Below are 25,027 nucleotides of genomic sequence, written 5' to 3'. Positions count from 1 at the left end.
TGTCAGCCGGCCGCGTTGGCGGCCTTGTACTCGCGACGGCGGCGGTGCAGGATCGGCTCGGTGTAGCCGCTGGGCTGCGTCGTGCCCTCGAGGATCAGCTCCTTGGCCGCCTGGAAGGCGATGTTGGAGTCGAAGTCGGGAGCCATCGGACGGTAGGCGCTGTCGCCGGCGTTCTGGCGGTCGACGACGGGAGCCATCCGCTCGAGCGAGGCGACGATGTCGGCCTCGCTGACGATGCCGTGGCGCAGCCAGTTCGCCAGCAGCTGGCTGGAGATACGCAGCGTGGCGCGGTCCTCCATCAGGGCGACATCGTGGATGTCGGGCACCTTCGAGCAGCCGACACCGTGATCGATCCAGCGGACCACATAGCCCAGGATCGACTGGCAGTTGTTGTCGAGCTCCTGCTGCTTCTCCTCGTCGGACCAGTCGGTCTTCGCCGCCAGCGGCACCGTGAGGATGTCGTCGACCGTGGCCGGATCGCGCTTGGCGATCTCGTCCTGACGCTCGAAGACGTCGACCTGGTGGTAGTGCAGCGCGTGCAGGGTTGCAGCGGTCGGCGAGGGCACCCACGCGGTGGTGGCACCGGCCTTGGGGTGACCGATCTTCTGCTCGAGCATGTCGGCCATCAGGTCCGGCATGGCCCACATGCCCTTACCGATCTGTGCCTTGTGCTGGAGTCCCGCGTGCAAGCCGGTGTCGACGTTGAAGTCCTCATACGCCGCGATCCACTTCTGCTGCTTCATCTCGGCCTTGCGGACCATCGCACCGGCCTCCATGGAGGTGTGGATCTCGTCGCCGGTGCGGTCGAGGAAGCCGGTGTTGATGAAGACGACGCGCTCGGAGGCGGCCTTGATACACGCCTTCAGGTTCACCGTCGTACGGCGTTCCTCGTCCATGATGCCGACTTTGAGGGTGTTCTCGGGCAGGCCGAGGACCTTCTCGACGCGGCCGAACAGCTCGACGGTGAACGCGACCTCGTCGGGGCCGTGCATCTTCGGCTTCACGATGTAGACCGAGCCGGTCCGCGAGTTCTGGAGGCCCTCACTGCTCATGCCGTGGATACCGATCAGCGAGGTGACCAGGCCGTCGAGGATGCCCTCGGGGACCTCGTTGCCCTCGGCGTCGAGGATCGCGTCGTTGGTCATCAGGTGACCGACGTTGCGGACGAACAGCAGCGAGCGGCCGTGGAGGTCGAAGGTGGTGCCGTCGGGGGCCGTGTACTCGCGGTTGCCGTTGAGCACGCGGGTGAAGGTCTTGCCCCCCTTGGTGACCTCTTCGGCGAGATCGCCCTTGTTCAGGCCCAGCCAGTTTCGGTAACCGGTGACCTTGTCCTCGGCGTCGACCGCGGCGACCGAGTCCTCGAAGTCCATGATCGTGGTGATCGCCGACTCGACGACGACATCCTTGATGCCGGCCGGATCGGTGGAACCGATCGGCGACGCCGGATCGATCTCGATGTCGAGGTGAAGGCCGTTGTTGCGCAGCAGGATCGAGGACGGCGAACCGGCGTCTCCGCGGTAGCCGACGAAGGCGGCCGGATCGGCCAGCGTCGAGGTGGCGCCCCCGTCGAGGGTCACCTGAAGGGCGCCGTCCTGAACGGCGAACGATCGCACGTCGGTGTAGCTGCACTGTTCGAGCGGAACGGCCTTGTCCAGGAAGTCCTTCGCGTAGGCGATGACCTTGTCGCCACGGACCTTGTTGTACGACGACCCCTTCTCGGCGCCGTCGGTCTCCGGGATCGCGTCGGTGCCGTACAGGGCGTCGTAGAGCGAACCCCAGCGGGCGTTCGACGCGTTGAGCGCGAAGCGCGCGTTGAGAACCGGGACCACGAGCTGCGGCCCGGCGGTCTCGGCGATCTCGCGGTCGACGTTGCCGGTGGTGATCTGGAAGTCCGCGGGCACCTCGGCGAGATAGCCGATCTCGGTGAGGAACGACTTGTAGGCGTCGAAGTCGGCGGTGCCGGGCTTCAGATCCGCGTCCTTGTGGTCACGGTGCCACCCGTCGATCTTGGTCTGGAGATCGTCGCGGACGGCGAGCAGCTCGCGGTTGCGCGGGGCGAGGTCGGCGATCACCGATGCGGCACCCGACCAGAAGGCGTCGGTCTCTACACCGGTGCCGGGCAGCGCCTCGTTGTTGATGAAGTCGTACAGGACGGAAGCGACCTGCAACCCGTTGACGGTGATCCGGTCCGACATGATTGCCTTTCTCGAGCGAATGAAGACACATCTATGCTACTCGCCGGTAACGCCGAACCGTACAGGCGTCCTGTTTAGGCGTGGCGCGCGATCCCGGCCAGGTGCGTACACCGTCGTAACACCTCCGCGCGGAGTTGTGTTCCGGCATCGGCGATGGCCGATTGCTCGCGGACGTACTCTGCTCGTCCGGCCGGTGTCTCGATCGGGACCGGCTCGTAGCCGAGGTCACGCAGATCGTAGGGGCTGGCCCGCATGTCGAGGTCCCGAGCGCGTAAGGCCAACTCGAAGCAGTCGACCGTCAGGCCGGCGGGCAGCAGTGGCGCCAGAGTGAAGCAGTGGCGATAGAGATCCATGGTGGCGTGCAAGCAGCCCGGCTGTTCGTGGTCGATCTGCGACGCGCGGCTCAGCTGGTTCTCGTTGCGCGGCCGGGCCGGCTCGGTGAAGAAGCGGAAGGCGTCGAAGTGTGTGCAGCGCAACGGCATCTGCTCGACGACGCGGTCGGTGCCCGCCCGGCCCAGCCGAAGTGGGACGTCGTGCCGGGCCTCGTCGGTGCGGTAGACCATCGCCCACTCGTGAAGTCCGAAGCATCCGAACCGAGCCGGGCGCGCGGCAGTGGCGCCGAGGAGGTCCACGGTGGCCCGTAAGGCGTCTCGACGGCGCCGGACATAGTCGAGACCCACGTGCACGCCGGACTCGGTGCGTTCGTAGCCGCGCAACGGCAGGAACTCGTCGGCGTCCTGGAGGACGACACCGAAGCCCGGATGCCAGCGCAGAACATGCGAGGGACGCGCTGAGTAGTAGGTGAACAGGAAGTCGATGACCGGGTGTTTGACGCCCTTGCGACGGGCGTCCAGATAGGGACCGATGAGCGCGTCGACACGGCGGCGGTGGTCGTCGCGTCGCGCGCGCCATTCCTGCCCGGTCAGTCGCTCCTTCTCGTTCGACCCGTCCTGCTGGTCCGGGTGCACGGTCACGGCGGTCATACGCGGTGGGTCTCGTCCCGGACGTTGCCGACGAACTCCTCGACGAGGTCGGCGAGCGGGACGATGCCGATGGTCCGGCCGTTGTCATCGACGACGGCGCCCAGATGCGAACTCGTGCGGCGCAGCACGGTCGTCGCCTCGTCGAGGGGCGTGGTCGAGGCGATGACCGGCAGCGGCCGGATCTTGTCGACACCGATGATGGTGTCTGGGCCGATGTGCTCGTCGAGAATCTCTTCGAGGACGTCTTTCAGGTGCAGATAGCCGGTGAAGGTGCCGTCCGGTCCGCGGACCGGGAAGCGGGAGAAGCCGGTCTCGCTGACGGCCTTCTCGACGGCGCCGAGCGTGGGCCCGATGCCGCCGGTCGCCGACACCTGAACCTTGACGCTGCGCATCTTGTCGAGGGGGATCATCACCTCGGTGACGGTACGGCCGATGGACTGCAGGGCCCGGGTCAGGCGCTCGTGTTCCTCGGCGTCGATGAGTCCCTCCTGCTTGGACTCGCCGAGCATCTGCGCCAGCTCGCCCAACGACACCGTGGACTCGAGTTCGTCCTTGGGCTCGACGCGCATCAGCCGCAGCGAGATGTTGGCGGTCCAGTTGTAGAAGGAGATCAACGGACGCACCAGACGGATGAACATCAGATGCACCGGGACCAGCAGCATGGCCGCCGATTCGGGTCCGGCGAGTGCGATGTTCTTCGGCACCATCTCGCCGAGCAGGATGTGCAGCACGACCACCAGGGACAGGGCGATGGCGAAGGAGATCGGGTGCAGCAGGGCGTGCGGCACGTGGGCGAGTTCCAGTGGCTTCTCGACGAGGTGGGCGACCGCCGGTTCGCCGACGCGGCCGAGCAGGATCGAGCAGATCGTGATGCCCAGCTGCGCCCCGGCCAGCATCAGCGACAGGTGTTCACCGGCTCGGATGACGGTCCGTGCACGACTCTTTCCGCTCTCGGCCAACGCCTCGAGGCGGTCGCGGCGCGCCGAGATCAGCGAGAACTCGGCACCGACGAAGAAGGCGTTGCCCGCCAGCAGCGCGAAGGCCAGCACGACCGCCCAGAGGTCACCCATCGGCGTCCTCCGGATGTCGTGGCTCGTCTCCGAGGGGCTCGCCGGACGGGGCCGGACGCAGTGCGACGACGTCGACTCGACGGCCGTCCATCTGGGCGACGGTGGCCCGCCAGGTGATGTCGTCGCGCGCCTCGGGCATCTCGGGTGAGCCGTCGCCGTCGCCGACGGGGGAGCGGCGCGGCAGGTCGACGAGGTCGTCGACAGTGGGAATGCGTCCGAGGCAGTACATGATCAGGCCGCCGAGGGTGTCATAGGGTCCGTCGGGAGCGTGGTAGCCGGTCGCGTCGTAGAGTTCGTCGATCCGCAGCAGCCCGGCACACAGGTAGCCGTTGCCGTCGATCGGGACGACATCCGCGCGTTCGTAGTCGTGCTCGTCGGTGACGTCGCCGAGGATCTCTTCGATGAGGTCCTCGGTGGTGACGATCCCGGCGGTACCGCCGTATTCGTCGATGACGACGCACAGTTCCATACCGTCGGCGCGGATGCGTTCCATCAGGGCGTCCCCGTCGAGGCTGGCGGGTACCCGCGGGACGCTGCGCGCGATCGACGTGACCCGGGTCGTGGCCTGGCGTTCGGGCGGGACGGTGAAGGCCTGCTTGATGTGGACCACGCCGACGAGATCGTCGAGATCTCCGTCGACGACGACCGGGAAGCGCGAGTGACCGGTACGCGACGAGGCCATCACGAGGTCGCGCACGGTGTCGTCGCGGTCGAGGGTGTCGATGGTGACGCGGGGGGTCATCAGGTCTTCGGCGGTGAGCTCGCCGAAACGCAGAGATCGGTCCACGAGCGTCGCGGTCTGCTCGTCGAGCGCGCCGCGCCGCGCTGAGTTGCGGACCAGGGACACCAGCTCCTGCGGTGAGCGGGCCGAGGCGAGTTCGTCGGTGGGTTCGACGCCGAGTCGGCGGACGACCCAGTTGGCGGTGCCGTTGAGTCCGTTGATCGCCCAGCGGAAGACAGCGGAGAAGGCGGTCATCGGACCGGACGTGGCGCGGGCGACGGCCAGCGACTTCGCGATCGCGAGGTTCTTCGGGATCAGCTCGCCCAGGACCATCGACAACGATGTGGCGATGACGAGCGCGAGGATGAGCGAGGTCGCCGAGGCGACCGACTCGCTCACCCCGGCCGCGGCCAGCGGTGGCTTGAAGATGCGGGCGAGGACGGGTTCGGCGATGTAGCCGGTGATCAGCGTGGTGATCGTGATGCCGAGCTGGGCGCCCGACAACTGAAACGACAGCGTCGAATGCGCGCGCTGCACGAGGCGGGAGCGACGGTCTCCGCGTTTGGCGACATCGGCGGAGATGGTGGATCGTTCGAGGGCGGTCAGGGAGAACTCGGCCGCGACGAACAGCGCGGTGCCCAGGGTCAGGGCGATGAACCCGACCAGGCTCGCGACGAGCAGCAGGACCCCCACGTCACCACCCGCCCGGCAGGGGACGCCCTTCGGCGAAGCCGGCGGGCGACTGGATCCCGAGGACGACCTTGTCGTGCAGCTCCCGCAGGTTTCGGGCCCCGGTGTACGTGGCGGTGCTGCGGATCCCGGAACAGATGTGGTCGATGAGGTCCTCGACGCCCGGGCGATCGGGATCGAGTCGAATACGCGATGTCGAGATGCCCTCCTCGAAGAGACTCCTGCGGGCGCGGTCGTACGGACTGTCGCCGGAGGTCCGGGCGGCCACGGCGCGTTTCGACGCCATGCCGAAACTCACCTTGTACGGACCGAGTTCGTCCTCGTGGAGGTCACCGGGCGATTCGTGCGTGCCCGCGAACCACGAGCCGACCATCACGTTCGACGCACCGGCCGCCAGCGCGAGGGCGACGTCCCGCGGATGACGGACACCGCCGTCGGCCCACACCGACGCTCCGTGACTCGCTGCGACACCGGCGCATTCGGCGACGGCGGAGAACTGCGGACGGCCCACACCGGTCATCATCCGGGTGGTGCACATCGCGCCCGGACCGACACCGACCTTGACGATCGACGCGCCCGCGGCGAGGAGGTCGAGGGTGCCCTCCGCCGAGACCACGTTGCCCGCTGCGATCGGGACCCCGAGTCCCGCGTCGGCCACCGACTTCAGTGCGCTGAGCATCTTCTCCTGATGGCCGTGAGCGGTGTCGATGACCAGGAGGTCGGCGCCGGCGGCGGCGAGCGCGCGGGCCTTGCCGGCCACGTCGCCGTTGATCCCGACGGCGGCGGCGATCCGCAGCGCGCCGGTGTCGTCGACGTTCGGCTCGTAGATCGCGTGGCGCAGAGCACCCACGCGGTTCAGGACCCCGGCCAGTCTGCCGTCCGCATCCACGAGCACTGCCACGCCGAGGTGGAGGTCGCCGAGCGCGTCGAACACCTCGCGGGGCGGGGTGTCGACGGGCAGGGTGACGATGTCGGGGTCGAGTACGTCGCGTACCCGGGTGAAACGGTCGACGTCGCGGCACCGTCTCTCGGTCACGACGCCGACCGGATGTCCGTCGTCGACCACGACCGCCACCCCGTGGGATCGCTTCGGGATCAACGCGATCGCATCGGTCACCGAGTCCGACCGGGTGAGCGTGACCGGGGTGTCGGCCACGAGGTGCCGTGATTTCACGAAGGCGATCGAAGCCGCGGCGGCCTCGATGGGGAGGTCCTGAGGGAGGACCACGAGTCCGCCGCGGCGCGCGACCGTCTCGGCCATGCGCTTGCCCGCGACCGCGGTCATGTTCGCCACGACGAGTGGGATGGTGGTCCCACTCCCGTCCGAGGTCGACAGATCGACATCGAATCGCGAACTGACCTCCGACCTGCTGGGGACGATGAAGACATCGTCGTAGGTCAGGTCGTGGGTCGGTCGATGGCCTTCGATGAATCGCACCGGTTCTCGCAGGCTCCTATTCGGTCACTTCCGAGCGGTCGCCGCTCCACAGCGTGTGGAAGGTGCCTTCCTTGTCCACGCGCTGGTAGGTGTGCGCACCGAAGAAGTCGCGCAGACCCTGGGTGAGAGCGGCCGGCAGGCGCTCGGCGCGCAGGCCGTCGTAGTAGGACAGTGACGATGCGAAGGCCGGCACCGGGATGCCGAGCAGCGTCGCGGTCGAGACGACGCGTCGCCAGCTGTCGATGCCCACCTCGACCGCCTCGCGGAAGTAGGGGGCCAGCAGCAGGCTGGGCAGGTCCGGATCCTCGTGGTAGGCCTCGCGGATGCGGTTGAGGAACTGCGCCCGGATGATGCAGCCGCCGCGCCAGATGGTCGCCAGCGAACCGCGGTCGACGTTCCAGCCGTATTCGGCGCTGCCTGCGGCGATCTGATCGAAGCCCTGTGCGTAGGCGACGACCTTCGAGGCGTAGAGGGCGGTCTTGATGTCGTTGATGAACTGCGCCTTGTCGGTGGGCGAGGCACCGAGGTTGCCCGACGACAGGCCGCGGGCCGCGACACGCTGATCGGTGGCGCTCGACAGTGCGCGGGCGAACACGGCCTCGGCGATGCCGGTGGTCGGGATCCCCAGGTCCAGTGCGGACTTCACGGTCCAGCGGCCGGTGCCCTTCTGGCCGGCGGCGTCGACGATCACGTCGACGAGGGGCTTGCCGGTCTCGGCGTCGACCTGGCTGAGCACCTCGGCGGTGATCTCGATCAGGTAGCTCTCGAGTTCGGTGCCGTTCCACTCACGGAAGACGTCGGCGATCTCGGAGACTGGCATGTCGAGGGCTTTGCGCATCAGGTCGTAGGCCTCACCGATGAGCTGCATGTCGGCGTACTCGATGCCGTTGTGGACCATCTTGACGAAGTGGCCGCTGCCGTCGGGGCCGATGTGGGTGCAGCACGGTTCGCCGTCGACCTGGGCGGCGATCGACTCGAGCAACGGGCCGAGCGATTCGTAGGACTCGGCGGGACCGCCGGGCATGATCGACGGGCCGTTGAGCGCGCCCTCCTCGCCGCCGGAGATGCCGGCGCCGACGAAGTTCAGTCCCCGGGCCGACATCGCGGCCTCGCGGCGGATGGTGTCGGTGTAGAGCGCGTTTCCGCCGTCGATGATGATGTCGCCCGGCTCCATCGCATCGGCGAGCTCGTTGATGACCGCGTCGGTGGCGTCGCCCGCCTTGACCATGATCAGGACGCGGCGCGGACGCTCGAGTGCGGCGACGAATTCGGCGACCGTCTCGGTGCGGATGAATTCGCCGTCGCTGCCGTGGTTCTCGAGCAGTGCATCGGTCTTGGCGACGCTGCGGTTGTGCAGCGCGACCGTGTACCCGTGACGGGCGAAGTTACGCGCGATGTTCGAACCCATGACGGCCAGACCGGTGACGCCGATCTGAGCTTTCCCGGACGGTGACGATCCCTCGACGTTGTTCATGCCCGACAGCCTATTGCCTCACGATCCGATCCGGCGATCTGCCTCACCTTTGGTGTATGCCCGGACGATGTTCACAGCAGTCGTCCAGAGCGCGGAGAGCGGACCGCTCTCACAACGCCGACATCAGGCGATTGAGTTCGGTGAGCCACGGGATCGCGACCGCGAGGGTCGGCAGGACCAGGATGCCGGCAGCGGTGACGTAGGCGCCGACCGCGATCCAGCGGGCGGGGCGGTCGTCGCGCAGACGGTGGACACGGGTGAGCGTGGTGGGTCCGCCGACGGCCATCGCGCCGCGAGGAGCGACCGCGTCGGCGCAGGCGACGAGTGCGCGTCCGAGGGTCGTCGGCGCGGTGGCGCGAACGGCCTGATCGTCGGCGAGCGCTTCGACGAGCAGTTCGGCGGCGCCGAGGGCGGAACTGGACCGGACGAACCGCGGGAAGGCCTCGTGCAGGGCGATGAACGCCTCGAGGACGAGGTCGTGGCGTGCGCGCAGGTGAGCCCGCTCGTGGGCGATGACGGCGATGAGCTCGTCGCGGGTCAGGCGATGGACGACGCCTTCGCTGACGACGACGCGTTGCCTCAGGCCGGGGAGGCAGTAGGCGAGCGGCTGCTCGACGTCGATCATCCGGACGTCGCGGGCGTAGAGCGGATCATCGGCGTCGGTCCGGTCGCAGCGATCGAGGATGTCGATCAGCTGGCGGTGGGCTTTGCGGCGGGCGCGGGTGCGCAGCCCGACGCGAATGGTCGTGTAGAAGAGGCGGGCGCCGACCAGCAGGGTGAGGACGAAGACACCTACGCAGGTCAGCCACAGGGGGAGGCCGAGGCGTTCCATCTCGTGCAGCGGATGTGTCGTCGGTGTGCCGTCGGCGCCGATCACCAGGAGGTTGGCCGCGATCGCCAGGCCACAGCTGAACGCCGACAACACGGCGGCGAGAGCGATGGCCTGCCACAGCGTCATCGCCGGGCGCGGGGCTCTGATCGGCCATCGTGCCCGGGACAGTGCCTCGGGTACAGGGCCGGCGAGCACCAAGCTGACGATGCCGAAGAGCAGGGCGGTCATCCGGTGGGCTTCCTCAAAGGGTGGGCTGTTGGGGGTGTGCCGCGAATCTAACCGGTCTCGCCGGTTCCTCGTGCGGCTTCGAGTTCATCGAGGGCCTCGCGGAGTGCGGCGGCCTCATCTGCGCCGACCCGGCCGACGAAGGACACGAGCGCGGCGTGCCGTGACCCCGGTGCGTCGGCCTCGCTGAGCGCGTCGACCATCAGGTTCGCGACCAGGTCCTCACGGGGGTGCGTCGGAACGTACTTGTGCGCGCGGTCGTCGCGGATCTGGGTCACGAGGTTCTTCTTCGCCAGCCGCTGCAGCACGGTCATCACCGTCGTGTAGGCGAGTGACCGATCCCGCGACAGTTCGGCATGTACCTGCCGCACGGTCTTCGGTTCGGATCCGGCCCACAACGTGTCCATCACCGCGCGCTCGAGGTCGCCTAGCCCAGTCATCTTTCGCATTTTACTGCTGTGCCTCCCGTTGTGTGTCTCTCGGCTCGCGTCTTCACCCGATCGACGCGTCCGCGCCGGCGATCGCGCCTCTCACGTGGCTTTTCACCACAGCCCTTGACACGTTGGTAAGGCTAGCCTACATTAAGTGACGTCGGACCGCGCGAGAGTCCTGAGGGCTGCAGAGACCCCCGGTCGACGCCACGGAAGGTCCCGCATCTCGACGAGGTGCGGGGCCTTCCGGTTTCTCTGAGGAGAGAACGCCGGCCCCGGCATCCGTGTTCCCGGGGCGGTATCGCCAACGGCGCGGAGCCGTGTCAGTGTTGACGCCATGACTGCGAACAGTGCGGACGAGATCCTCCAGAGCTCCTTCGGCAAGGGACTCGACGGCGTGCTCGGACTCGAGGTCGTCGAGGCCGGGCCGGACCGGATCGTCGCGACGATGGAGATCACCGAGAGTCACCATCAGCCGTTCGGGATCGTCCACGGCGGTGTCTACTGCGCGATCGGCGAGAGCGTCGCGAGCATGAGCGGGTTCTTCTGGCTGCAGGAGACGGGTATCGGGGGCACGGCGGTCGGGGTCAACAACAACACCGACTTCCTGCGGTCGGTGAGCTCGGGAACGGTCACCGCGACCTCGACGCCGATCCACCGCGGCCGGCGCCAGCAGCTGTGGGCTGTCGACATGGTCGACCAGGACGGCACGTTGCTCGCCAGGACGCAGGTGCGACTCCAGAACATCGAGGCCCGCTGACAGGTTTGCTGACCACGTCCCGGTGACGGCGGTCTCACCGCCGGAGGGCTGACCCGCGGCGTTCCGGGCGGCGGATCGGCGTCGGCGAGCCGTGGCCACGCCGACGTGGCAGGATGTCTCCACTGCCATCGACCACGACCTCCCGGGTCGGCGATCTGCGAGGAGCGATCTCGGTGCGACTGTCGCCGCATGAACAAGAACGGCTGTTGATCTCGTATGCGGCCGAACTCGCGCGACGACGGCAGGCCCGCGGACTCAGGCTCAACCATCCCGAAGCGGTTGCGCTCATCACCGACCACGTCCTCGAGGGTGCCCGCGACGGTCGATCGGTGGCCGAGCTCATGACCTCCGGTCGTGAGGTGCTCGGACGCGACGACGTGATGGACGGCGTGCCCGAGATGCTGCACGACGTCCAGGTCGAGGCGACGTTCCCCGACGGCACCAAGCTGGTGACCGTCCACGACCCGATCGTCTGACCGCTGCTCCGCCAACCGATCCGAGCTGCTGAAGAGAGACCGAGATGTCGGGTACGCCACCCACCGCAACACGCTCCTCACTCGTCCCGGGTGAGGTGATCCCCGCCGAGGGCACGATCGAGCTGAACGCCGGCGCCGACACCGTCGAGTTGACTGTGGTCAACACCGGCGACCGCCCGGTCCAGGTCGGGAGCCATGTGCACTTCCCGCAGTCCAATCCCGCGCTCGACTTCGACCGAGCGCTCGCGCACGGACGACGCCTCGATATCCCTGCCGGTACCGCAGTGCGGTTCGAACCGGGTATCGAGATGACCGTCGGCCTCGTCCCGCTCGGGGGAACCCGTGAGGTGTACGGGATCTCGCTGGATCCGCCGGGCGAATGCGGACCGGTGGGTGCTCCCGCTCCCATGACGGATCGCGCCGACGGGAGCAAGTGACATGGCAACACTCGGCCGCGATCGCTACGCGCAGCTCTTCGGTCCGACGACCGGCGACCTGATCCGCCTCGCCGACACCGATCTGCTCATCGAGGTCACCGATGACCTCTCGGGCGGCCCCGGGCGCGCCGGTGAGGAAGCAGTCTTCGGTGGTGGCAAGGTGATCCGCGAATCGATGGGCCAGAGCCGTGCGACCCGCGCCGACGGTTCACCCGACACGATCATCACCGGCGTCGTGGTCCTCGATCACTGGGGAATCATCAAGGCGGACCTGGGAATTCGCGACGGACGCATCGTCGCGCTGGGTAAAGCGGGAAACCCCGACACGATGGACGGCGTCCACCCCGGCCTCGTCATCGGACCCTCGACGGAGATCATCGCCGGCAACGGCAAGATCGTCACCGCAGGTGCCATCGACTGCCACGTGCACTTCATCTGCCCGCAGATCATGGACGAAGCACTCGGCAACGGCATCACGACGATGATCGGCGGGGGGACGGGCCCGGCCGAGGGGAGCAAGGCCACCACCGTCACCCCGGGTGCCTGGCATCTCGCGTCGATCCTCGCCGCTACGGACCACTGGCCGATGAACATCGCGCTGCTCGGCAAGGGCAACACGGTCAGCGCGGCCGCGATGCACGAACAGATCCGGGCGGGCGCTTCGGGTTTCAAACTGCACGAGGACTGGGGGAGCACACCGGCCGCGATCGACGCGTGTCTGCGGGTGGCCGAGGAGACCGGGGTGCAGGTCGCCCTGCACTCCGACACGCTCAACGAAGCGGGCTTCGTGGAGAGCACGCTCGGCGCGATCGCCGGCCGCAGCATCCACGCGTATCACACCGAGGGCGCCGGCGGTGGCCATGCGCCGGACATCATCACGGTCGCGGCATATGCGAATGTGCTTCCGTCGTCGACCAATCCGACGCGGCCGCACACCGTGAACACCCTCGACGAGCACCTCGACATGCTGATGGTGTGTCATCACCTCAACCCCACGGTGCCGGAGGATCTGGCGTTCGCGGAGAGCCGGATCCGGCCGTCCACCATCGCCGCCGAGGATCTGCTGCACGACCTGGGCGCGATCTCGATGATCGGTTCGGACTCGCAGGCGATGGGCCGTGTCGGCGAGGTGGTCTTGCGCACCTGGCAGACCGCCCACGTCATGAAACGCAAGCGCGGTGCGCTGCCCGGAGACGGTCGCGCCGACAACAACCGGGCCCGGCGGTACATCGCCAAGTACACGATCTGCCCGGCCGTCGCGCACGGCTTCGACGACGAGATCGGGTCGGTGGAGGTCGGCAAGCTCGCCGACCTCGTGCTCTGGGACCCCGCGTTTTTCGGCGTCCGGCCCGATCTGGTGATCAAGGGCGGTGCGATCGCGTGGGCGGCGATGGGTGACGCGAACGCGTCGATTCCCACGCCGCAACCGGTCCTGCCGCGTCCGATGTTCGGTGCCGCACCGAAACTGGCGGCCGCCACGTCGGTGAATTTCGTCGCCCCCGGCGCGGACCCCGACCTCGCCGAGCGGATCGGTGTCGATCGCCGACTGGTCCCGGTCAAGAACACCCGCGGGGTCGGCAAGGCCGACATGGTCAACAACGACGCGTGCCCGACGATCGAGGTCGATCCCGACACGTTCACGGTGAAGGTCGACGGCGAGGTGTGGGATGCCGAGCCGGTGTCCGAACTGCCGATGGCACAGCGGTACTTCCTGTTCTGATGTCCGACCGTTCGGAATCGTCCCCGTCCTCGCCCGCACACGCGCCGCTGGCGATGATGCTGGCGCTCGCCGACTCCCGGCTTCCCGTCGGCGGGCACGTGCACTCCGGTGGCGTCGAACAGGCGATCGCCGACGGATTCATCCGCACGGCAACGGATCTGGCGTACTTCCTGTATCGCAGGGTCACCACGAGCGGTCTCGTGGCGGCGTCGGTCGCCGCTGCGGTCGCCGATGGGGCACTGGAAGTCGGTGCGGCGCAACGTGAGGTGAATGCACGCACCCCGTCGGCCGCAGCCCGCAAGGCGTCGCTCGCGCAGGGCCGGGGAATGGTCCGGCTTGCGCGCCGCATGTTTCCCGACCACGACTGGACGGTGCACCGGCCGGCCACACATCTGCCGGTCATCAGCGGATCGATCGGCGCCGCGTCGTCCCTGTCCGGATTCCACACCGCACTGATTCTCGTCTACACGACGATGAGCGGCTCGGCGACCGCCGGCCAGCGCCTGCTCGCCCTCGATCCGGCGGATGTCTCGATCATGATCGCCGACCTCGGTGCCGAATGCGAACGAGTCGCGGCCGAGGCCGCCGTGGGGCTTGCGGACCTGTCCGACCCGGTCCTCGACATCTTCGCCGAACGCCATGAGCGACAATCGATGCCGCTCTTCATGTCCTGAAAATCCGGGTCTACCGGAAATCGTCCTGAAGCCCCGACCGAGAGGAGTCGACGATGCCCCCGCATCTCATCGACGGGCAGCCCCACAGCCACGACCACGACCGTCCCCGCCGGAAGCGTGAACCCGGTGAGGCGCTGCGCATCGGCGTCGGCGGCCCCGTCGGATCCGGGAAGACCGCACTGGTCGCCGCGCTCTGCCGCCAGCTGCGCGACGAGCTGTCGGTCGCGGTGCTGACCAACGACATCTACACGACCGAGGACGCGGACTTTCTGCGCCGCAACGCGGTCCTGCCCGACGAGCGGATAACCGCGGTCCAGACGGGGGGGTGCCCGCACACCGCGATCCGCGACGACATCACCGCCAATCTCGACGCCATCGACGACCTCGTCGAGGCGAATCCGCCGCTCGATCTGATCCTGGTCGAGTCCGGTGGCGACAATCTCACGGCGACGTTCTCGACGGGCCTCATCGACGTCCAGATCTTCGTGATCGACGTGGCCGGTGGCGACAAGGTGCCCCGCAAGGGCGGTCCGGGCGTCACGTTCTCGGATCTGCTGGTGATCAACAAAACCGATCTGGCCGAGCGCGTGAACGCCGACCTCGACGTCATGCGGCGCGATGCGGACAAGGTACGCGAGGGACGTCCGACGGCGATGATCTCACTGACCGACGATCCGGCGGCCACCGACGTGCTGGCCTGGGTCCGCGAGCAGCTCGCGGCACCCGTGACGACCGGCTAGCTGTACTGACCTGCCAGGTTGGGTACGCGGCTGACGGGTGAGTTGCCTCGCAGTGCGGTGTGGCCGCGTTCGTGATTGTAGATGCGCAGGAACTCGGGGAAGGCCGCGACGCGTTCGGTTTCGCTGAGGTAGGGGCGGGCGTAGGCCCATTCCTCCTGCAGGGTGCGGTTGAAGCGTTCGACCTTGCCGTTGGTTTGCGGCCGGTACGGGCGGGTCCACTTGTGCGTGATCTCGTTGTCGGCCAACAACTTCCGGAACATTCGGGACCGATAACATGACCCGTTGTCGGTCATCACCCGCGCGGTGGTGACACCGATAGAGGCGAAGTGCGCCAAGGCACGGGTCATGAACGCGGTCGCGGTTTCCTTCTTCTCATCACCGAGGATCTCTGAGTAGGCGTAGCGGGAATGGTCGTCGACGGCGTGGTGGAGGAACGCGTATCCCAGGTTGGGGCGGCCGTGGACTTTGCGGGGTCGTGCGGGCTCGCGGTGGGCGCTGGAGTTGCGGCCGCCTCGGGCGCGGCCGTGGATGCGGTGTCCGCCACCGTCGGGGATTCTGCCGAGTTTCTTGATGTCGACGTGGATCAAGTCTCCGGGCGCTTGGCGTTCGTACTGACGAATCTCGCGTCTGCGGGCACGTACGGGCGCCCCTGTTGCTGGGTCGGTCCACGACAACCGCACACACTGGTACCGGGTGAGGATGCGGTGGACTGTGGACACGTTCAACCCCAGGTGGAACCCGATCCGAGCTGGTCCCCAACGGCGCGACACGCGTAACCCCACCACCCGGCGTTCCCGGCGACGGGTGGTGCGATGCGGGCATGAGCGGGGCCGGCTTGAGCGGTCAACCATCCCTGCGGGCCCGTGGTCGCGGTAGCGGTCGGCCCACCGTTTGGCCGTGGTCACCGAGACATTGAAACGGTCCGCGGCACGCCGCAGCGGCCACCCATCCTCGACAACACACCGAGCCAGACGCAGCCGGCCAGTCGGGGACAACGGTGAATTACGGTGAGACATGAAGACCTCCGGGTTGAGGAGCGGTTCTTAGACAGCTCCACACCTCACTCGGAGGTCTTCCCTATGTCACGCCGACTCGCCGAACCCCGTACCTAACGTCCCGGGTCAGTACAGCTAACCCCGCTCCGCCGGCTGGGCCGCCCTCACCGGCTGAGCGGTCCCCGCTGGCTGGGCCGCCCCCGCGGGCTGAGTCGTCCTCGCGGGCTGAGTCGTCCTCGCTGGCTGAGCGGTCCTCGCTGGCTGAGCCGTCCTCGCTGGCTGAGCTTGTCGAAGCCCATGAAATCGCTTGTCCTTCAAGGCGCGATACGCGACGCTGGGACCGTGCCCCTGCTCCCGCCACGCATCCGCGTCGTCTCTCTGCCTGCGCTCGCTGCGGTGGTCACCGTGGTGTTGTGGGCGTCGGCATTCATCGGCATTCGTGCGCTGGGGGATTCGTTCTCGCCGGGGTCGATGGCGTTCGTGCGGTTGCTCGCGGCGGTCGTCCCGCTGACGGCCATCATGCTGGTGGTGCGGTTGCGGAGACGGGGCATTGTCGTCGACGACCGTCCGGTCCCCGCGTGGTTTCCACGCGGACGGGCACTGGGTCTCGTGATCGCCTACGGTGTCGCCTGGTTCGCGGGTTACACCGTGCTGCTGAACTGGGCCGAGCAGCATCTGGATGCCGGCACTGCGTCCCTGCTGGTGAACCTCGCCCCGATCCTCGTCGCGCTGGCGGCGGGAGCCTTTCTGGGAGAGGGATTTCCGCGACACCTGGTGATCGGTATGGCGATCGCCTTCGCCGGGGTCGTGCTCATCGCGGTCGGTGGTTCGGCCACCGCCGACGCACACGCCGATTGGTTCGGCATCCTGTTGGGCCTCGGTGCCGCGGTCCTCTACGCGACCGGAGTGCTCATCCAGAAGTCCGCGCTCCGCACGGTCGGCGCGCTGACCGCGACCTGGCTCGGTGCGCTCGCCGGTCTCGTCGCGACGCTCCCGTTCGCGCCGGCCGCGATCGCCGAACTCGCCGACGCGGACGCGTCGGCGGTCGCCGCGGTGATCTATCTCGGCATCGGTCCCACCGCGATCGCCTTCTCGACCTGGGCCTACGCGCTTGCGCGCACGGATGCGGGCGCGATGGCGGCGACGACGCTCGTGGTTCCCGCGATCGTCATCGTGATGTCCTGGGCGATTCTCGACGAACTCCCGACGGGTATCGGCATCATCGGCGGCGTGCTGTGCATCGGCGGGGTGGCGATCGCCCGTCGGCTGCTGCCGCGCACCCGCCGAGGCGGTGGTGTCGAGAGTGTCGCGCCGGCCGGCGTCATCGATGCGCAGGGTGCCACTGCGGTGCGCGACTCCGGAGTGCGATAATCGCAGTTCCGTCGATGTCGGGGAAGGGCTCATGAAAGCGAAGAATGCGCGGTCCGAGGCGACCCGTGCCGCTCTCATGGAAGCAGCTCTGCAGGTGATCACCGAGAGCGGCGTCAAGAGCGTGACCCACCGAAAGGTGTGCAGCGCAGCAAACCTCGCGCTGGGCACCGTGAACTATCACTACGCCGATCTCGATGAACTGCTCCTCGACGCGTTCGCCTACTACGTGGACCGCATCTCCGAGAAGTACGAGAGCGGATTCACGTTCGTCCGGAACGACGAAGATCTCGCCGACGCAGTCGTCGACATGACGCGAAAGCTTTCGGAGGACACCCAATCCGTCGTGCTCATGTGGGAGATGTACGCGCAGGGTGTCCGCGAGAAGGCCTACCGGCAGCTCATCCGGAAGTGGTCCAAGCGTGCCAAATCGGGTGTCGAGACGTACTGCTCGGCGCGAGTGGCCACCATCCTCGAAGCGGTCTGGGACGGATCGGCGGTCCAGCGCAACGTCGGTGACGCGTCCTGGTCGGACGCAGAGCTCCGCGAGGTCGTGCTCGCGATCATCCGCACCGACGAGTCGCGCGAATACCCGCAGGTGAAGACCCGTTCCGCGGGTGCGAAAGCCTGATCCCGATCGACGACGCCCCCGTAGCCATCCACCGAAAATGCACCCCGGGGATGAGCCCTCTGTAAGTCCGGCACGGACGATATGTCGCCGGCGTCCTGCTGGAGGGCGGATTACGGGGGCGGTTTTCGGGGGCGGATTTCAGCTCGGCGTGGTCGGGCTGACACGCCCTGCTCGCCGAGCTGAACGCCGGGGTCTCAAGTGTCTTACCAGGTGCATGTCCGCTCTCTGCTCACCTCCAGGTCCAACAAACGTTCAGTTGTGTCTCAATTTCGACGGTATGTGCGGGTCGGGAACTGGCTAGAATCCCGCCCCGGTTAACACCCGTGTAACCAATGAGTTCGCTTGTTACGGCGCGGAAAGCTTGAGAACTACCCGTTGGCAGCGAGGATGCTCGCCTTTGGGTTTACGTCCAACAAAGTTTCAACAAAGGTTCAGAACTCCGGAAGGGGTGGTTCATGCCAACCCAAGCGTTCGACCACGACGCGTTCAAGAAGGCCGTCGGCCAGTTCCCCAGCGGCCTCACGATCGTCACCGGTGTCGACGACGGCCGGCCGCACGGCATGACGCTCCAGTCGTTCATGTCGCTCTCGCTCGAGCCGGCGCTGATCGCCATCGCTCCTGCCCGGACCTCGACGACCTGGCCGGTGATCGCCGAAACCGGATCGTTCGCGGTCAACATCCTGTCGGAGCAGCACTCGGAGCTGGCCCGCAAGTTCGCCTCGAGCGGCGGGGACCGATTCGAATCCCTCGACTACACAACGACTTACACCGGCAATCCGATCCTCGGTGAGACGGTGACCTGGTTCGACTGCCGGATCGCGGACATTCTCGACGGCGGCGACCACGTGATCGTGCTCGGTGAGGTCCTCGAACTCGGGCAGGCGGAGGAGTCCACGCCGCGCGAGCCGATCATCTTCCATCGCAGCGGATTCCGCCGGCTCGCCGAGCCGACGCCCCCTTCCTTCCCCAGGCCCCAGCCACCAGAACTCACCCGACGGCGCATCGCGCCGGCCGGCCATCCCGCCCTACCCACCCGGCGCCCGCCGGTCCATCGAGAAAGAGGAGATCAATGAGATTCGGAACCTTCAGCGCGCCCTACTCGCACGACTACGCCCACGGCAAGCGCACCGCCAAAGAGGTCATCGACTGGGACCTCCAGCTCGTGAAATGGGCCGAGGAATACGGTTGGGACGAGGCCTTTTTCGCCGAGCACTACACCCTCGGCGGTGAGCCGTCGCCCGCCCCCGACGCCATGATCGCCGCCGCGTCCCAGGGTGACCGAGCGGCTCACCCTGGGCGCGGCCGCACACCTGCTGCCGTACCACAACCCGGTCGCGCTGGCGCACCGGATGATGTGGCTCGACCACATGACCGGAGGCCGGTACATCGCCGGAATCGCCCCGGGCGCATACGCTTCGGATGCGCAGCTGTTCGGCACCGGTGGCGGTGCCAACAACTCGAAGATGATGGTGGAGGCACTCGACATCCTCGAGGCGATCTTCAAGCGCGAAGGCGCCTTCAAGATCGAGGGTGAGTACTTCTCGGTCGACATGCCCGCCTACGACGAGGAGATCGCCGGCCCGCACCTCAAGCCGGCTCAGGCTCAGATCCCGATCATGATCACCGGCATGTCGGAGAACTCCTCGACCATCAAGTTCGCCGGTTCCCGCGGTGCCTACCTGCTGAGCCAGCAGGTGCACGAGAAGACCTGGATCAACCGCTGGGAGACCTACTCCACCGCGGCGAAGGAAGCGGGATACAACCCGTCGAAGGCCGACTGGCGCGTCTGCCGCGACATCTTCGTCGCCGACACCGACGAGGAAGCTCTCGACCTGGTCCGCAACGGCGCGATGGGCACCCTGTGGGGCAAGTACAACATCCCGACCTTCAAGGGGCTGGGGCTCGGTCCGCTGCTGACCGGCGGCCTGATCGACGAAGACGACCTGGACCTGGACTGGATGATCGAGAACTTCTTCATCATCGGTTCGCCGGACACCGTCGCCGCCCGCATCGAGGAGCTGTACAACGCCGTCGGTGGTTTCGGCACCCTGGTCAGCTTCGTCCACGAGTACACCGACAACCCGGAACCCTACCGACGCAGCTTCGAGCTCCTCGGCGCGAAGGTCGCCCCGCAGCTCGCCCACCTCAACGGCTGAGGCCCGCCGCTTCACCGACATCTGGATCGGCCCGCCGGACAACGGCCTCCGGCGGGCCGACTCATCCCGAAAGGACCATGCCTTGGGCACCATCGTCGACTCCCGTCACCTCCGCATCGCCGAGGCCGACCTCGTCGATCGGGAGCGTACCGACCCGGAGACCGGCATCATCAGCTCGCGCGTGCTGTGGACCGACGGCGGACAGTCGCACTGCATCTGGCAGATGACGCCGGGTGTGCTGCGCAACGTGGCGGGCCCCGAGTCGGTGGCTCTGGTGGCCGGTCGCGCACGGGTGACCGTCCATCCCTCCGAGGAGGTCTTCGAGATCGCCGCGGGTGACACCTTCGTCATCGACGCCGATGAGACCGCGACCTGGGAGGTCCTCGAAACCGTCCGCAAGTTCTACGTCGTCAATCGATAGCCCGGGTCACAGCGGTCCGACCCACAGGTTACGCCTCACTTCGGGGGACAAGAGAGTCCCCCTCCACAGACGGTGCTGCCGCACGCACCGCACCCATAGGATTCACGAGCACTGAAAGGTATTTCATCATGAGCAGCACCGCACCTGTCGCCAACCGCCTGGAGGGCCGCATCGCCCTGGTCACCGGCGGTGCCGGCGGTCAGGGACTCGAGCACACCCGCCGCCTCGCGCAGGAGGGTGCGATCGTCCACTTCGCCGACATCAATGCCGAGGTCGGCGCGGAGGCCGAGCGCACCCTGAAAGCCGAGGGCCTGCAGGTCGTCTTCCATCAGCTCGACGTCAGCCGCATCGAGCAGTGGCAGACGCTGGCGGCCGAGCTGGAGGCCACCGTCGGACACCTCGACATCCTGGTCAACAACGCCGGCATCCTCGCCGACATCCACCCGGCCGAGCTCTCCACCGAGGCCGCGTGGGAGAAGACGACCAACGTCAACCAGAAGTCCATCTTCCTGTCGTTCCACACGATGATCCCGCTGCTCAAGAAGAGCAAGCACGCCTCGGTGATCAACACCTCGAGCATCTTCGGCCTGGTCGGTGCGGACGGTTACCTGTCCTACGTCGCGTCCAAGGGCGCGGTGACACTCATGACCAAGTCGGCCGCCTTCAGCTACGGCAGGTTCGGCATCCGCGTGAACAGCATCCATCCGGGTTACATCGACACCCAGATGCTGCGTGACGAGTTCGCCCAGCTGGGCGAGGGCGCCGAAGAGGCCACCCTGACCACCATCCCGATGGGTCGCCTGAACGCCACCGCGGAGGAGATCTCCCCCGCGGTGGCGTTCCTGGCCTCCGATGATGCCTCGTACATCAGCGGTGCCGAACTGCTCATCGACGGCGGTCTGCTCGCGGGTCGCTGAGGCGCCGAGGACAAGGGGCCAGGCAGATGAGCGTGCAACTGAAATCACTTGAAGGGAGGTCGGCCTGATGGAACTGTTCGGCCAGATCATCGTCTACATCATGATGGCGTTCCTGCTCCTCGGGGCCGGTGCGTACATCTTCAAGCCGGGGTCGCCGCTGGCGAGGAATTCCGTGAGGGCCTCGCATCGATCGGTTCGATCTTCATCCCGGTCGGCGGCATGATGTCGATCATCCCGTTCCTCGCGGACGGGATCGACAAGTGGATCGCACCGGTGTACCGGTGGATGCACTCCGACGCCGCGGTTGCGGTGAGTTCGTTCATCCCCGCCGATCAGGGCGCCTACCAGCTGTCGCACGAGGTCGCCGGAAGTCACAACGCGTGGATCCTGGCCTTCGCGGTCGCGATGACCGCGGGAGCGACGATCGCCTTCAGCGTTCCGGTCGGCTTGGCGATGCTGCCGAAGAAGGACCACAAGTACATGGCGCTGGGGGTGATGACGGGCCTGCTCGGCATCCCGTTCGCCGCCTTCTTCATGACGCTGATCCTGTCGCAGACGGGTGTGCTGCTCCGCGAGGACGTGTCGACGGATTCGGAGGCCAGCAAGCCGTTCGACCTGCCGGTCGGCGACATCCTCCTGAACCTCATCCCGTTGGTTCTGCTGATGGTCGTTCTGGCCATGCTGCTGAAGTTCTTCCCCCGTCAGTCAATCTCGGGATTCATGGCCTTCGGGCAGCTGATCCGCGGCGTCACCGCGGCCGCACTCGCGCTGGGGATCGTCGAATACTTCACGGGTGTCTTCTCGTGGCTGTTCGGTTCATGGGGACTGGCGCCGTTCATCGCCGACGAGGAGGACCAGTTCCGAGCCCTCGAGGTCGCCGGCTATGTCGGTGTCATGCTGGCCGGTGCGTTCCCGATGGTCTACGCCATCAGGACCTGGCTCGAGAAGCCGTTGGCTGCTCTGGGCAATCGCGTCGGGGTCTCCGAGGCGGGCATGACCGGCTTCTTCGCCGGCGCGGCGAACGTCCTCGCCCTGTTCCGCGTGGTCCCGCTGATGCCGGCGCGCGACAAGGTGCTGACGATCTCGTTCGCGGTGTGCGCCGGCTTCGCGATCGGCGACTACGTCGCCTTCACCGCGAACTTCCAGCCGAACATGATCGGCGCGATGCTCGTGGGCAAGCTCCTCGGTGGTGTGGTCGCGATCGGCCTCGCACTGTGGCTCGCTGTCCCGCAGGCCGAGCGATTGGCCGCGGAAGACGAGGCCGCCGGAGTCCGGCACGCAGCGGATTCCGTCGATCCCGACGCGGGCGAATTCGCCGAGCGCGTCTGAGCAAGTCCTGCCTCAGGGCAGGTGTTCCACCAGAACCCGGCCGCCGATCGATCGTGATGGGTCCGATCGGTCGGCGGCCGCTCCACTCTTCCTCCGAGAGGATTCACGATGACCGTGTTGCTGGAACGTGCCACCCCTGCGCAGGATTCGTCGCACATCGCGCACGAGGTGTTCGACGACGTGCGTGGCGGACGTCCCGTCGTCGTGTCCGACGTCGAATCCGGGCGGGTGGTACTCGCACTCGCCGCCGAACCCGCGACCACCGAGGAGATGGCCTTCGTCATCCGGTTCGGCTCGGGTCTCGTGACGGTGTCGCTGCCCGCCGATCGATGCCGGGTCCTCGGGCTGCCGCCGATGCTGCCCGCCGGTGACGTGACCCCGGGTGCACCAACCGATTTCGCGGTCTCGGTGGATGCGGTTGCCGGTGTCGGAACCGGCATCTCGGCCGCCGACCGCGCCCGCACCCTCCGGGCCCTGGCCGACGACCGGCTCGGCCACGCGGACTTCACCCGGCCCGGCCACGTCCTGGTCGTCGGTGTCGCCGCCGACGCCGCGGCGTCGTACGGCCGTGCACGCGAACTGGGTGAAGTCGCCTGCCGCACAGGGCTTTCCGGTGTCGTTGCCTTCACCGACCTGGTGTCGGTGCGCGACGAGACGCAGATGGCCGACGCCGGTGAGGCGTTCGAATTCGCCGACGAACACGGTCTGCGCGTCGTCACTGTCCAGCAGATCCGGGGCACAGCCGCTTCCTGAGGTGCGAAAAGCGGTGGTCGGCCTGCTGCGATGAGCGCGGGCCCCGATCCTGCGTCAGCGGCCGCGTTCGGCTTCCGGCCGGCTGTCGAGGATGAGCAGTGCCGCATGCAGCGACGTCCGGGATTCGGCGTCGTCGAGTTCGACGCCGAGAATGCGTTCGATCCGTGCGAGACGGGCGTAGACCGTCGGTCGGGTGAGGTTCATCGCCTTGGCGAGTTCGGCCTTGTTGCCGCCCAACCCGATGAAGCGTCGCAGCGTCTCGAGCAGGTTGTCGTCGTGACGCGCGTGGTGTTCGAGTAGGCCGCGCAGTTCGGTCTCGGCGAACGCCTGGACGCGGGCGTCGGACCGGATGACGGCGATCAGGCCACGCAGCCGGACGTCGGTCGTCCGATGGAACACCTTGTCGCTCTTGGGTAGTGACAGCGCCGCTTCGGCCACGTGGGCCGACTCCGCGAGACCGCGCGCGGCGTCGACGAGCCGCGTCGAGTCCGGTGCGACACCGATCGTCACGCGGACGACGCCGTCGACCCGCAGGAGTGAGGTGTGGATCGCTGGGCGCGTTCAATCGGTCGATGCAACACCGGGTTGTTGTACCGAGTGTAGTTGTTCGCCAAAGACTTCGGCGGGGGTCTTCCAGTTGAGGACTTTTCTAGGACGGCTGTTGAGGGTGTAGGCGATAGCCTCGAGGTCCTCAGCTGACCACCGCGACAGATCAGTTCCCTTAGGAAAATATTGACGCAGAACACCATTGGTGTTCTCGTTCGACGGTCGCTGCCACGGTGAGTGCGGATCGGCGAAGAACACCTGCGTTCCGGTGTCCATCGCGAACTGGGCGTGAGCAGACAGTTCCTTGCCGCGATCCCACGTCAACGTTTTGCGCAACTGCTGCGGCAGCACGGCCATCGACGCTGTCAGTCCTGCATTCATCGCGATGGCACCGTAGCCACCGAGTGCGGGCCCGTTCTTCACAGGCGGCTGCTCACCCCCGCCCTTCTGGCGTGGCAGATGCACCAGAAGTGTTGCACGACTACGACGTTCAACGATAGTGCCGATCGCCGATCTCCCAGTTCCGATAATCAGATCACCCTCCCAGTGCCCGGGGACGGCACGGTCCTCGGCCTCGGCAGGGCGCTGACTGAACACGACGTCGGAGGTGACGTGACCCTGCGGCTTGTTGCGCGAGCGGGCCCGCGGCTCCCTCAGTGCACGTCCGGTGCGCAGGCACGCCACCAGCTCACGGTTGAGCGCGCCGCGGCCCTCGATGAACAGGGACTGGTAGATCGCCTCGTGACTGATACGCATGGATTCATCATCGGGGAAGTCGACCTTCAAACGCTGGGAGATCTGCTCTGGACTCCACGCCAGCGACCACCGCCGGTCGGCACGGTGCGGTTTGTTAAGCCCCTTCCACGGTGGTGGCGTGGGGCCCGCAGCGATCGTGCCATCGGGACGGCGGACAACGCCGGCCAGGCGGTGCTGTACGTACTCCCGCAACTCGACGTGGGCCACGAGCGTCGCTGTTTTTGGGCGCTTGGCGGCCTGCTGGGCTTTCCACTGCGCCACCAACGCCCGATACTCGAGCTTCCCGCTC

24 protein-coding genes and 1 pseudogene are annotated in these 25,027 nt (G+C 67.3%); 14 read left to right on the top strand and 11 right to left on the bottom strand.

Annotated elements, in window-relative coordinates:
- Positions 1-2 precede the first annotated feature (2 nt).
- The 8 genes from BPODLACK_RS18850 to BPODLACK_RS18815 all read right to left on the bottom strand — a co-directional run bounded on the left by BPODLACK_RS18850 (position 3) and on the right by BPODLACK_RS18815 (position 10,077).
- On the bottom strand, positions 3-2,195 hold the full coding sequence (locus BPODLACK_RS18850; protein WP_159405958.1) for a malate synthase G: 2,193 nt from the start codon (positions 2,193-2,195) through the stop codon (positions 3-5).
- 74 nt (positions 2,196-2,269) lie between these two features.
- On the bottom strand, positions 2,270-3,178 hold the full coding sequence (locus BPODLACK_RS18845) for a 3-methyladenine DNA glycosylase (RefSeq protein WP_159405957.1): 909 nt from the start codon (positions 3,176-3,178) through the stop codon (positions 2,270-2,272).
- Positions 3,175-4,248: a hemolysin family protein gene (locus tag BPODLACK_RS18840; protein ID WP_159405956.1), complete on the bottom strand. Its 1,074-nt coding sequence runs from the start codon at positions 4,246-4,248 to the stop codon at positions 3,175-3,177. Before BPODLACK_RS18840 ends, BPODLACK_RS18845 begins: the two co-directional genes overlap by 4 nt.
- Positions 4,241-5,662, bottom strand: coding sequence for a hemolysin family protein (locus BPODLACK_RS18835; protein ID WP_159405955.1), 1,422 nt, complete (start codon positions 5,660-5,662; stop codon positions 4,241-4,243). The genes BPODLACK_RS18840 and BPODLACK_RS18835 overlap by 8 nt, the downstream gene beginning before the upstream one ends.
- 1 nt (position 5,663) lies before the next feature.
- Positions 5,664-7,097 carry a GuaB1 family IMP dehydrogenase-related protein gene (locus tag BPODLACK_RS18830; protein WP_024497482.1) on the bottom strand — a complete coding sequence of 478 codons (1,434 nt, stop codon included), beginning with the start codon at positions 7,095-7,097 and terminating at the stop codon, positions 5,664-5,666.
- A gap of 16 nt (positions 7,098-7,113) precedes the next feature.
- The gene (gene gndA / locus BPODLACK_RS18825; RefSeq protein ID WP_024497483.1) at positions 7,114-8,571 is read right to left on the bottom strand and encodes an NADP-dependent phosphogluconate dehydrogenase; all 1,458 of its coding nucleotides are present in this window, start codon (positions 8,569-8,571) and stop codon (positions 7,114-7,116) included.
- Positions 8,572-8,680: 109 nt separating this feature from the next.
- The gene (locus BPODLACK_RS18820; RefSeq protein ID WP_159405954.1) at positions 8,681-9,631 is read right to left on the bottom strand and encodes a M56 family metallopeptidase; all 951 of its coding nucleotides are present in this window, start codon (positions 9,629-9,631) and stop codon (positions 8,681-8,683) included.
- Between the two features lie 47 nt (positions 9,632-9,678).
- Complete coding sequence (locus tag BPODLACK_RS18815; protein WP_024497485.1) at positions 9,679-10,077, bottom strand: BlaI/MecI/CopY family transcriptional regulator; 399 nt, start codon at positions 10,075-10,077, stop codon at positions 9,679-9,681.
- 319 nt (positions 10,078-10,396) lie between these two features.
- Between BPODLACK_RS18815 and BPODLACK_RS18810 the strand changes: the two genes are divergently transcribed.
- From BPODLACK_RS18810 to ureG, 6 genes are all read left to right on the top strand, one after another.
- Positions 10,397-10,819, top strand: coding sequence for a PaaI family thioesterase (locus BPODLACK_RS18810; RefSeq protein WP_006435508.1), 423 nt, complete (start codon positions 10,397-10,399; stop codon positions 10,817-10,819).
- A gap of 173 nt (positions 10,820-10,992) precedes the next feature.
- Positions 10,993-11,295: an urease subunit gamma gene (locus BPODLACK_RS18805; RefSeq protein ID WP_006435509.1), complete on the top strand. Its 303-nt coding sequence runs from the start codon at positions 10,993-10,995 to the stop codon at positions 11,293-11,295.
- 44 nt (positions 11,296-11,339) lie between these two features.
- Entirely contained in the window at positions 11,340-11,732 is a 393-nt protein-coding gene (locus BPODLACK_RS18800; RefSeq protein ID WP_024497487.1) for an urease subunit beta, read from the top strand.
- A 1-nt stretch (position 11,733) separates the two neighbouring features.
- A complete protein-coding gene (locus BPODLACK_RS18795) occupies positions 11,734-13,452 on the top strand; it encodes an urease subunit alpha (RefSeq protein ID WP_159405953.1) in 1,719 nt (572 codons plus the stop codon).
- Positions 13,452-14,126 (top strand): urease accessory protein UreF, encoded by a 675-nt coding sequence (locus BPODLACK_RS18790; protein WP_159405952.1) that lies wholly within the window; start codon positions 13,452-13,454, stop codon positions 14,124-14,126. Before BPODLACK_RS18795 ends, BPODLACK_RS18790 begins: the two co-directional genes overlap by 1 nt.
- A gap of 53 nt (positions 14,127-14,179) precedes the next feature.
- A complete protein-coding gene (ureG, locus tag BPODLACK_RS18785) occupies positions 14,180-14,866 on the top strand; it encodes an urease accessory protein UreG (protein ID WP_006435513.1) in 687 nt (228 codons plus the stop codon).
- Here the strand turns inward: ureG and BPODLACK_RS18780 are convergent.
- Positions 14,863-15,882 (bottom strand): IS481 family transposase, encoded by a 1,020-nt coding sequence (locus BPODLACK_RS18780; protein ID WP_159405951.1) that lies wholly within the window; start codon positions 15,880-15,882, stop codon positions 14,863-14,865. The genes ureG and BPODLACK_RS18780 overlap by 4 nt on opposite strands.
- 321 nt (positions 15,883-16,203) lie before the next feature.
- Between BPODLACK_RS18780 and BPODLACK_RS18775 the strand changes: the two genes are divergently transcribed.
- The 8 genes from BPODLACK_RS18775 (at position 16,204) to BPODLACK_RS18740 (ending at position 23,436) form a co-directional block, all read left to right on the top strand.
- Positions 16,204-17,232 (top strand): DMT family transporter, encoded by a 1,029-nt coding sequence (locus BPODLACK_RS18775; RefSeq protein ID WP_096274776.1) that lies wholly within the window; start codon positions 16,204-16,206, stop codon positions 17,230-17,232.
- A 31-nt stretch (positions 17,233-17,263) separates the two neighbouring features.
- On the top strand, positions 17,264-17,860 hold the full coding sequence (locus BPODLACK_RS18770) for a TetR/AcrR family transcriptional regulator (protein ID WP_096274775.1): 597 nt from the start codon (positions 17,264-17,266) through the stop codon (positions 17,858-17,860).
- A gap of 455 nt (positions 17,861-18,315) precedes the next feature.
- Positions 18,316-18,933: a flavin reductase family protein gene (locus tag BPODLACK_RS18765; protein WP_159405950.1), complete on the top strand. Its 618-nt coding sequence runs from the start codon at positions 18,316-18,318 to the stop codon at positions 18,931-18,933.
- Between the two features lie 201 nt (positions 18,934-19,134).
- Positions 19,135-20,016, top strand: a complete 882-nt coding sequence (locus BPODLACK_RS18760; protein WP_159405949.1) for an LLM class flavin-dependent oxidoreductase — start codon at positions 19,135-19,137, stop codon at positions 20,014-20,016.
- Positions 20,017-20,098: 82 nt separating this feature from the next.
- Positions 20,099-20,437, top strand: coding sequence for a cupin domain-containing protein (locus tag BPODLACK_RS18755; RefSeq protein WP_096274772.1), 339 nt, complete (start codon positions 20,099-20,101; stop codon positions 20,435-20,437).
- A gap of 128 nt (positions 20,438-20,565) precedes the next feature.
- On the top strand, positions 20,566-21,354 hold the full coding sequence (locus BPODLACK_RS18750; RefSeq protein ID WP_159405948.1) for an SDR family NAD(P)-dependent oxidoreductase: 789 nt from the start codon (positions 20,566-20,568) through the stop codon (positions 21,352-21,354).
- Positions 21,355-21,402: 48 nt separating this feature from the next.
- A complete protein-coding gene (locus tag BPODLACK_RS18745) occupies positions 21,403-22,683 on the top strand; it encodes an ethanolamine utilization protein EutH (protein WP_096274770.1) in 1,281 nt (426 codons plus the stop codon).
- A 108-nt stretch (positions 22,684-22,791) separates the two neighbouring features.
- Entirely contained in the window at positions 22,792-23,436 is a 645-nt protein-coding gene (locus BPODLACK_RS18740; protein WP_159405947.1) for a 3,4-dihydroxy-2-butanone-4-phosphate synthase, read from the top strand.
- 54 nt (positions 23,437-23,490) lie between these two features.
- Here BPODLACK_RS18740 and BPODLACK_RS18735 read toward each other — a convergent pair.
- Positions 23,491-23,988: pseudogene (locus BPODLACK_RS18735) on the bottom strand (PucR family transcriptional regulator); the annotation flags it as partial.
- Between the two features lie 9 nt (positions 23,989-23,997).
- Positions 23,998-25,027 (bottom strand): IS30 family transposase (locus tag BPODLACK_RS18730; RefSeq protein WP_159405946.1); only part of this gene is annotated, 1,030 nt, incomplete at its 5' end.

It is taken from the genome of Gordonia sp. YY1 (assembly GCF_009872315.1).
Classification (GTDB): domain Bacteria; phylum Actinomycetota; class Actinomycetes; order Mycobacteriales; family Mycobacteriaceae; genus Gordonia; species Gordonia amicalis.
Note: the sequence above shows the minus strand (reverse complement) of the source record. Positions and strands in the feature narration are given on the sequence as shown.

Coding starts and splice junctions, on each gene's coding strand:
- BPODLACK_RS18850 (WP_159405958.1), bottom strand. CDS start 2,195: ATGTCGGACCGGATCACCGTCAACGGGTTGCAGGTCGCTTCCGTCCTG.
- BPODLACK_RS18845 (WP_159405957.1), bottom strand. CDS start 3,178: ATGACCGCCGTGACCGTGCACCCGGACCAGCAGGACGGGTCGAACGAG.
- BPODLACK_RS18840 (WP_159405956.1), bottom strand. CDS start 4,248: ATGGGTGACCTCTGGGCGGTCGTGCTGGCCTTCGCGCTGCTGGCGGGC.
- gndA (WP_024497483.1), bottom strand. CDS start 8,571: ATGAACAACGTCGAGGGATCGTCACCGTCCGGGAAAGCTCAGATCGGC.
- BPODLACK_RS18820 (WP_159405954.1), bottom strand. CDS start 9,631: ATGACCGCCCTGCTCTTCGGCATCGTCAGCTTGGTGCTCGCCGGCCCT.
- BPODLACK_RS18815 (WP_024497485.1), bottom strand. CDS start 10,077: ATGCGAAAGATGACTGGGCTAGGCGACCTCGAGCGCGCGGTGATGGAC.
- BPODLACK_RS18810 (WP_006435508.1), top strand. CDS start 10,397: ATGACTGCGAACAGTGCGGACGAGATCCTCCAGAGCTCCTTCGGCAAG.
- BPODLACK_RS18800 (WP_024497487.1), top strand. CDS start 11,340: ATGTCGGGTACGCCACCCACCGCAACACGCTCCTCACTCGTCCCGGGT.
- BPODLACK_RS18795 (WP_159405953.1), top strand. CDS start 11,734: ATGGCAACACTCGGCCGCGATCGCTACGCGCAGCTCTTCGGTCCGACG.
- BPODLACK_RS18790 (WP_159405952.1), top strand. CDS start 13,452: ATGTCCGACCGTTCGGAATCGTCCCCGTCCTCGCCCGCACACGCGCCG.
- ureG (WP_006435513.1), top strand. CDS start 14,180: ATGCCCCCGCATCTCATCGACGGGCAGCCCCACAGCCACGACCACGAC.
- BPODLACK_RS18780 (WP_159405951.1), bottom strand. CDS start 15,882: ATGTCTCACCGTAATTCACCGTTGTCCCCGACTGGCCGGCTGCGTCTG.
- BPODLACK_RS18770 (WP_096274775.1), top strand. CDS start 17,264: ATGAAAGCGAAGAATGCGCGGTCCGAGGCGACCCGTGCCGCTCTCATG.
- BPODLACK_RS18765 (WP_159405950.1), top strand. CDS start 18,316: ATGCCAACCCAAGCGTTCGACCACGACGCGTTCAAGAAGGCCGTCGGC.
- BPODLACK_RS18750 (WP_159405948.1), top strand. CDS start 20,566: ATGAGCAGCACCGCACCTGTCGCCAACCGCCTGGAGGGCCGCATCGCC.
- BPODLACK_RS18740 (WP_159405947.1), top strand. CDS start 22,792: ATGACCGTGTTGCTGGAACGTGCCACCCCTGCGCAGGATTCGTCGCAC.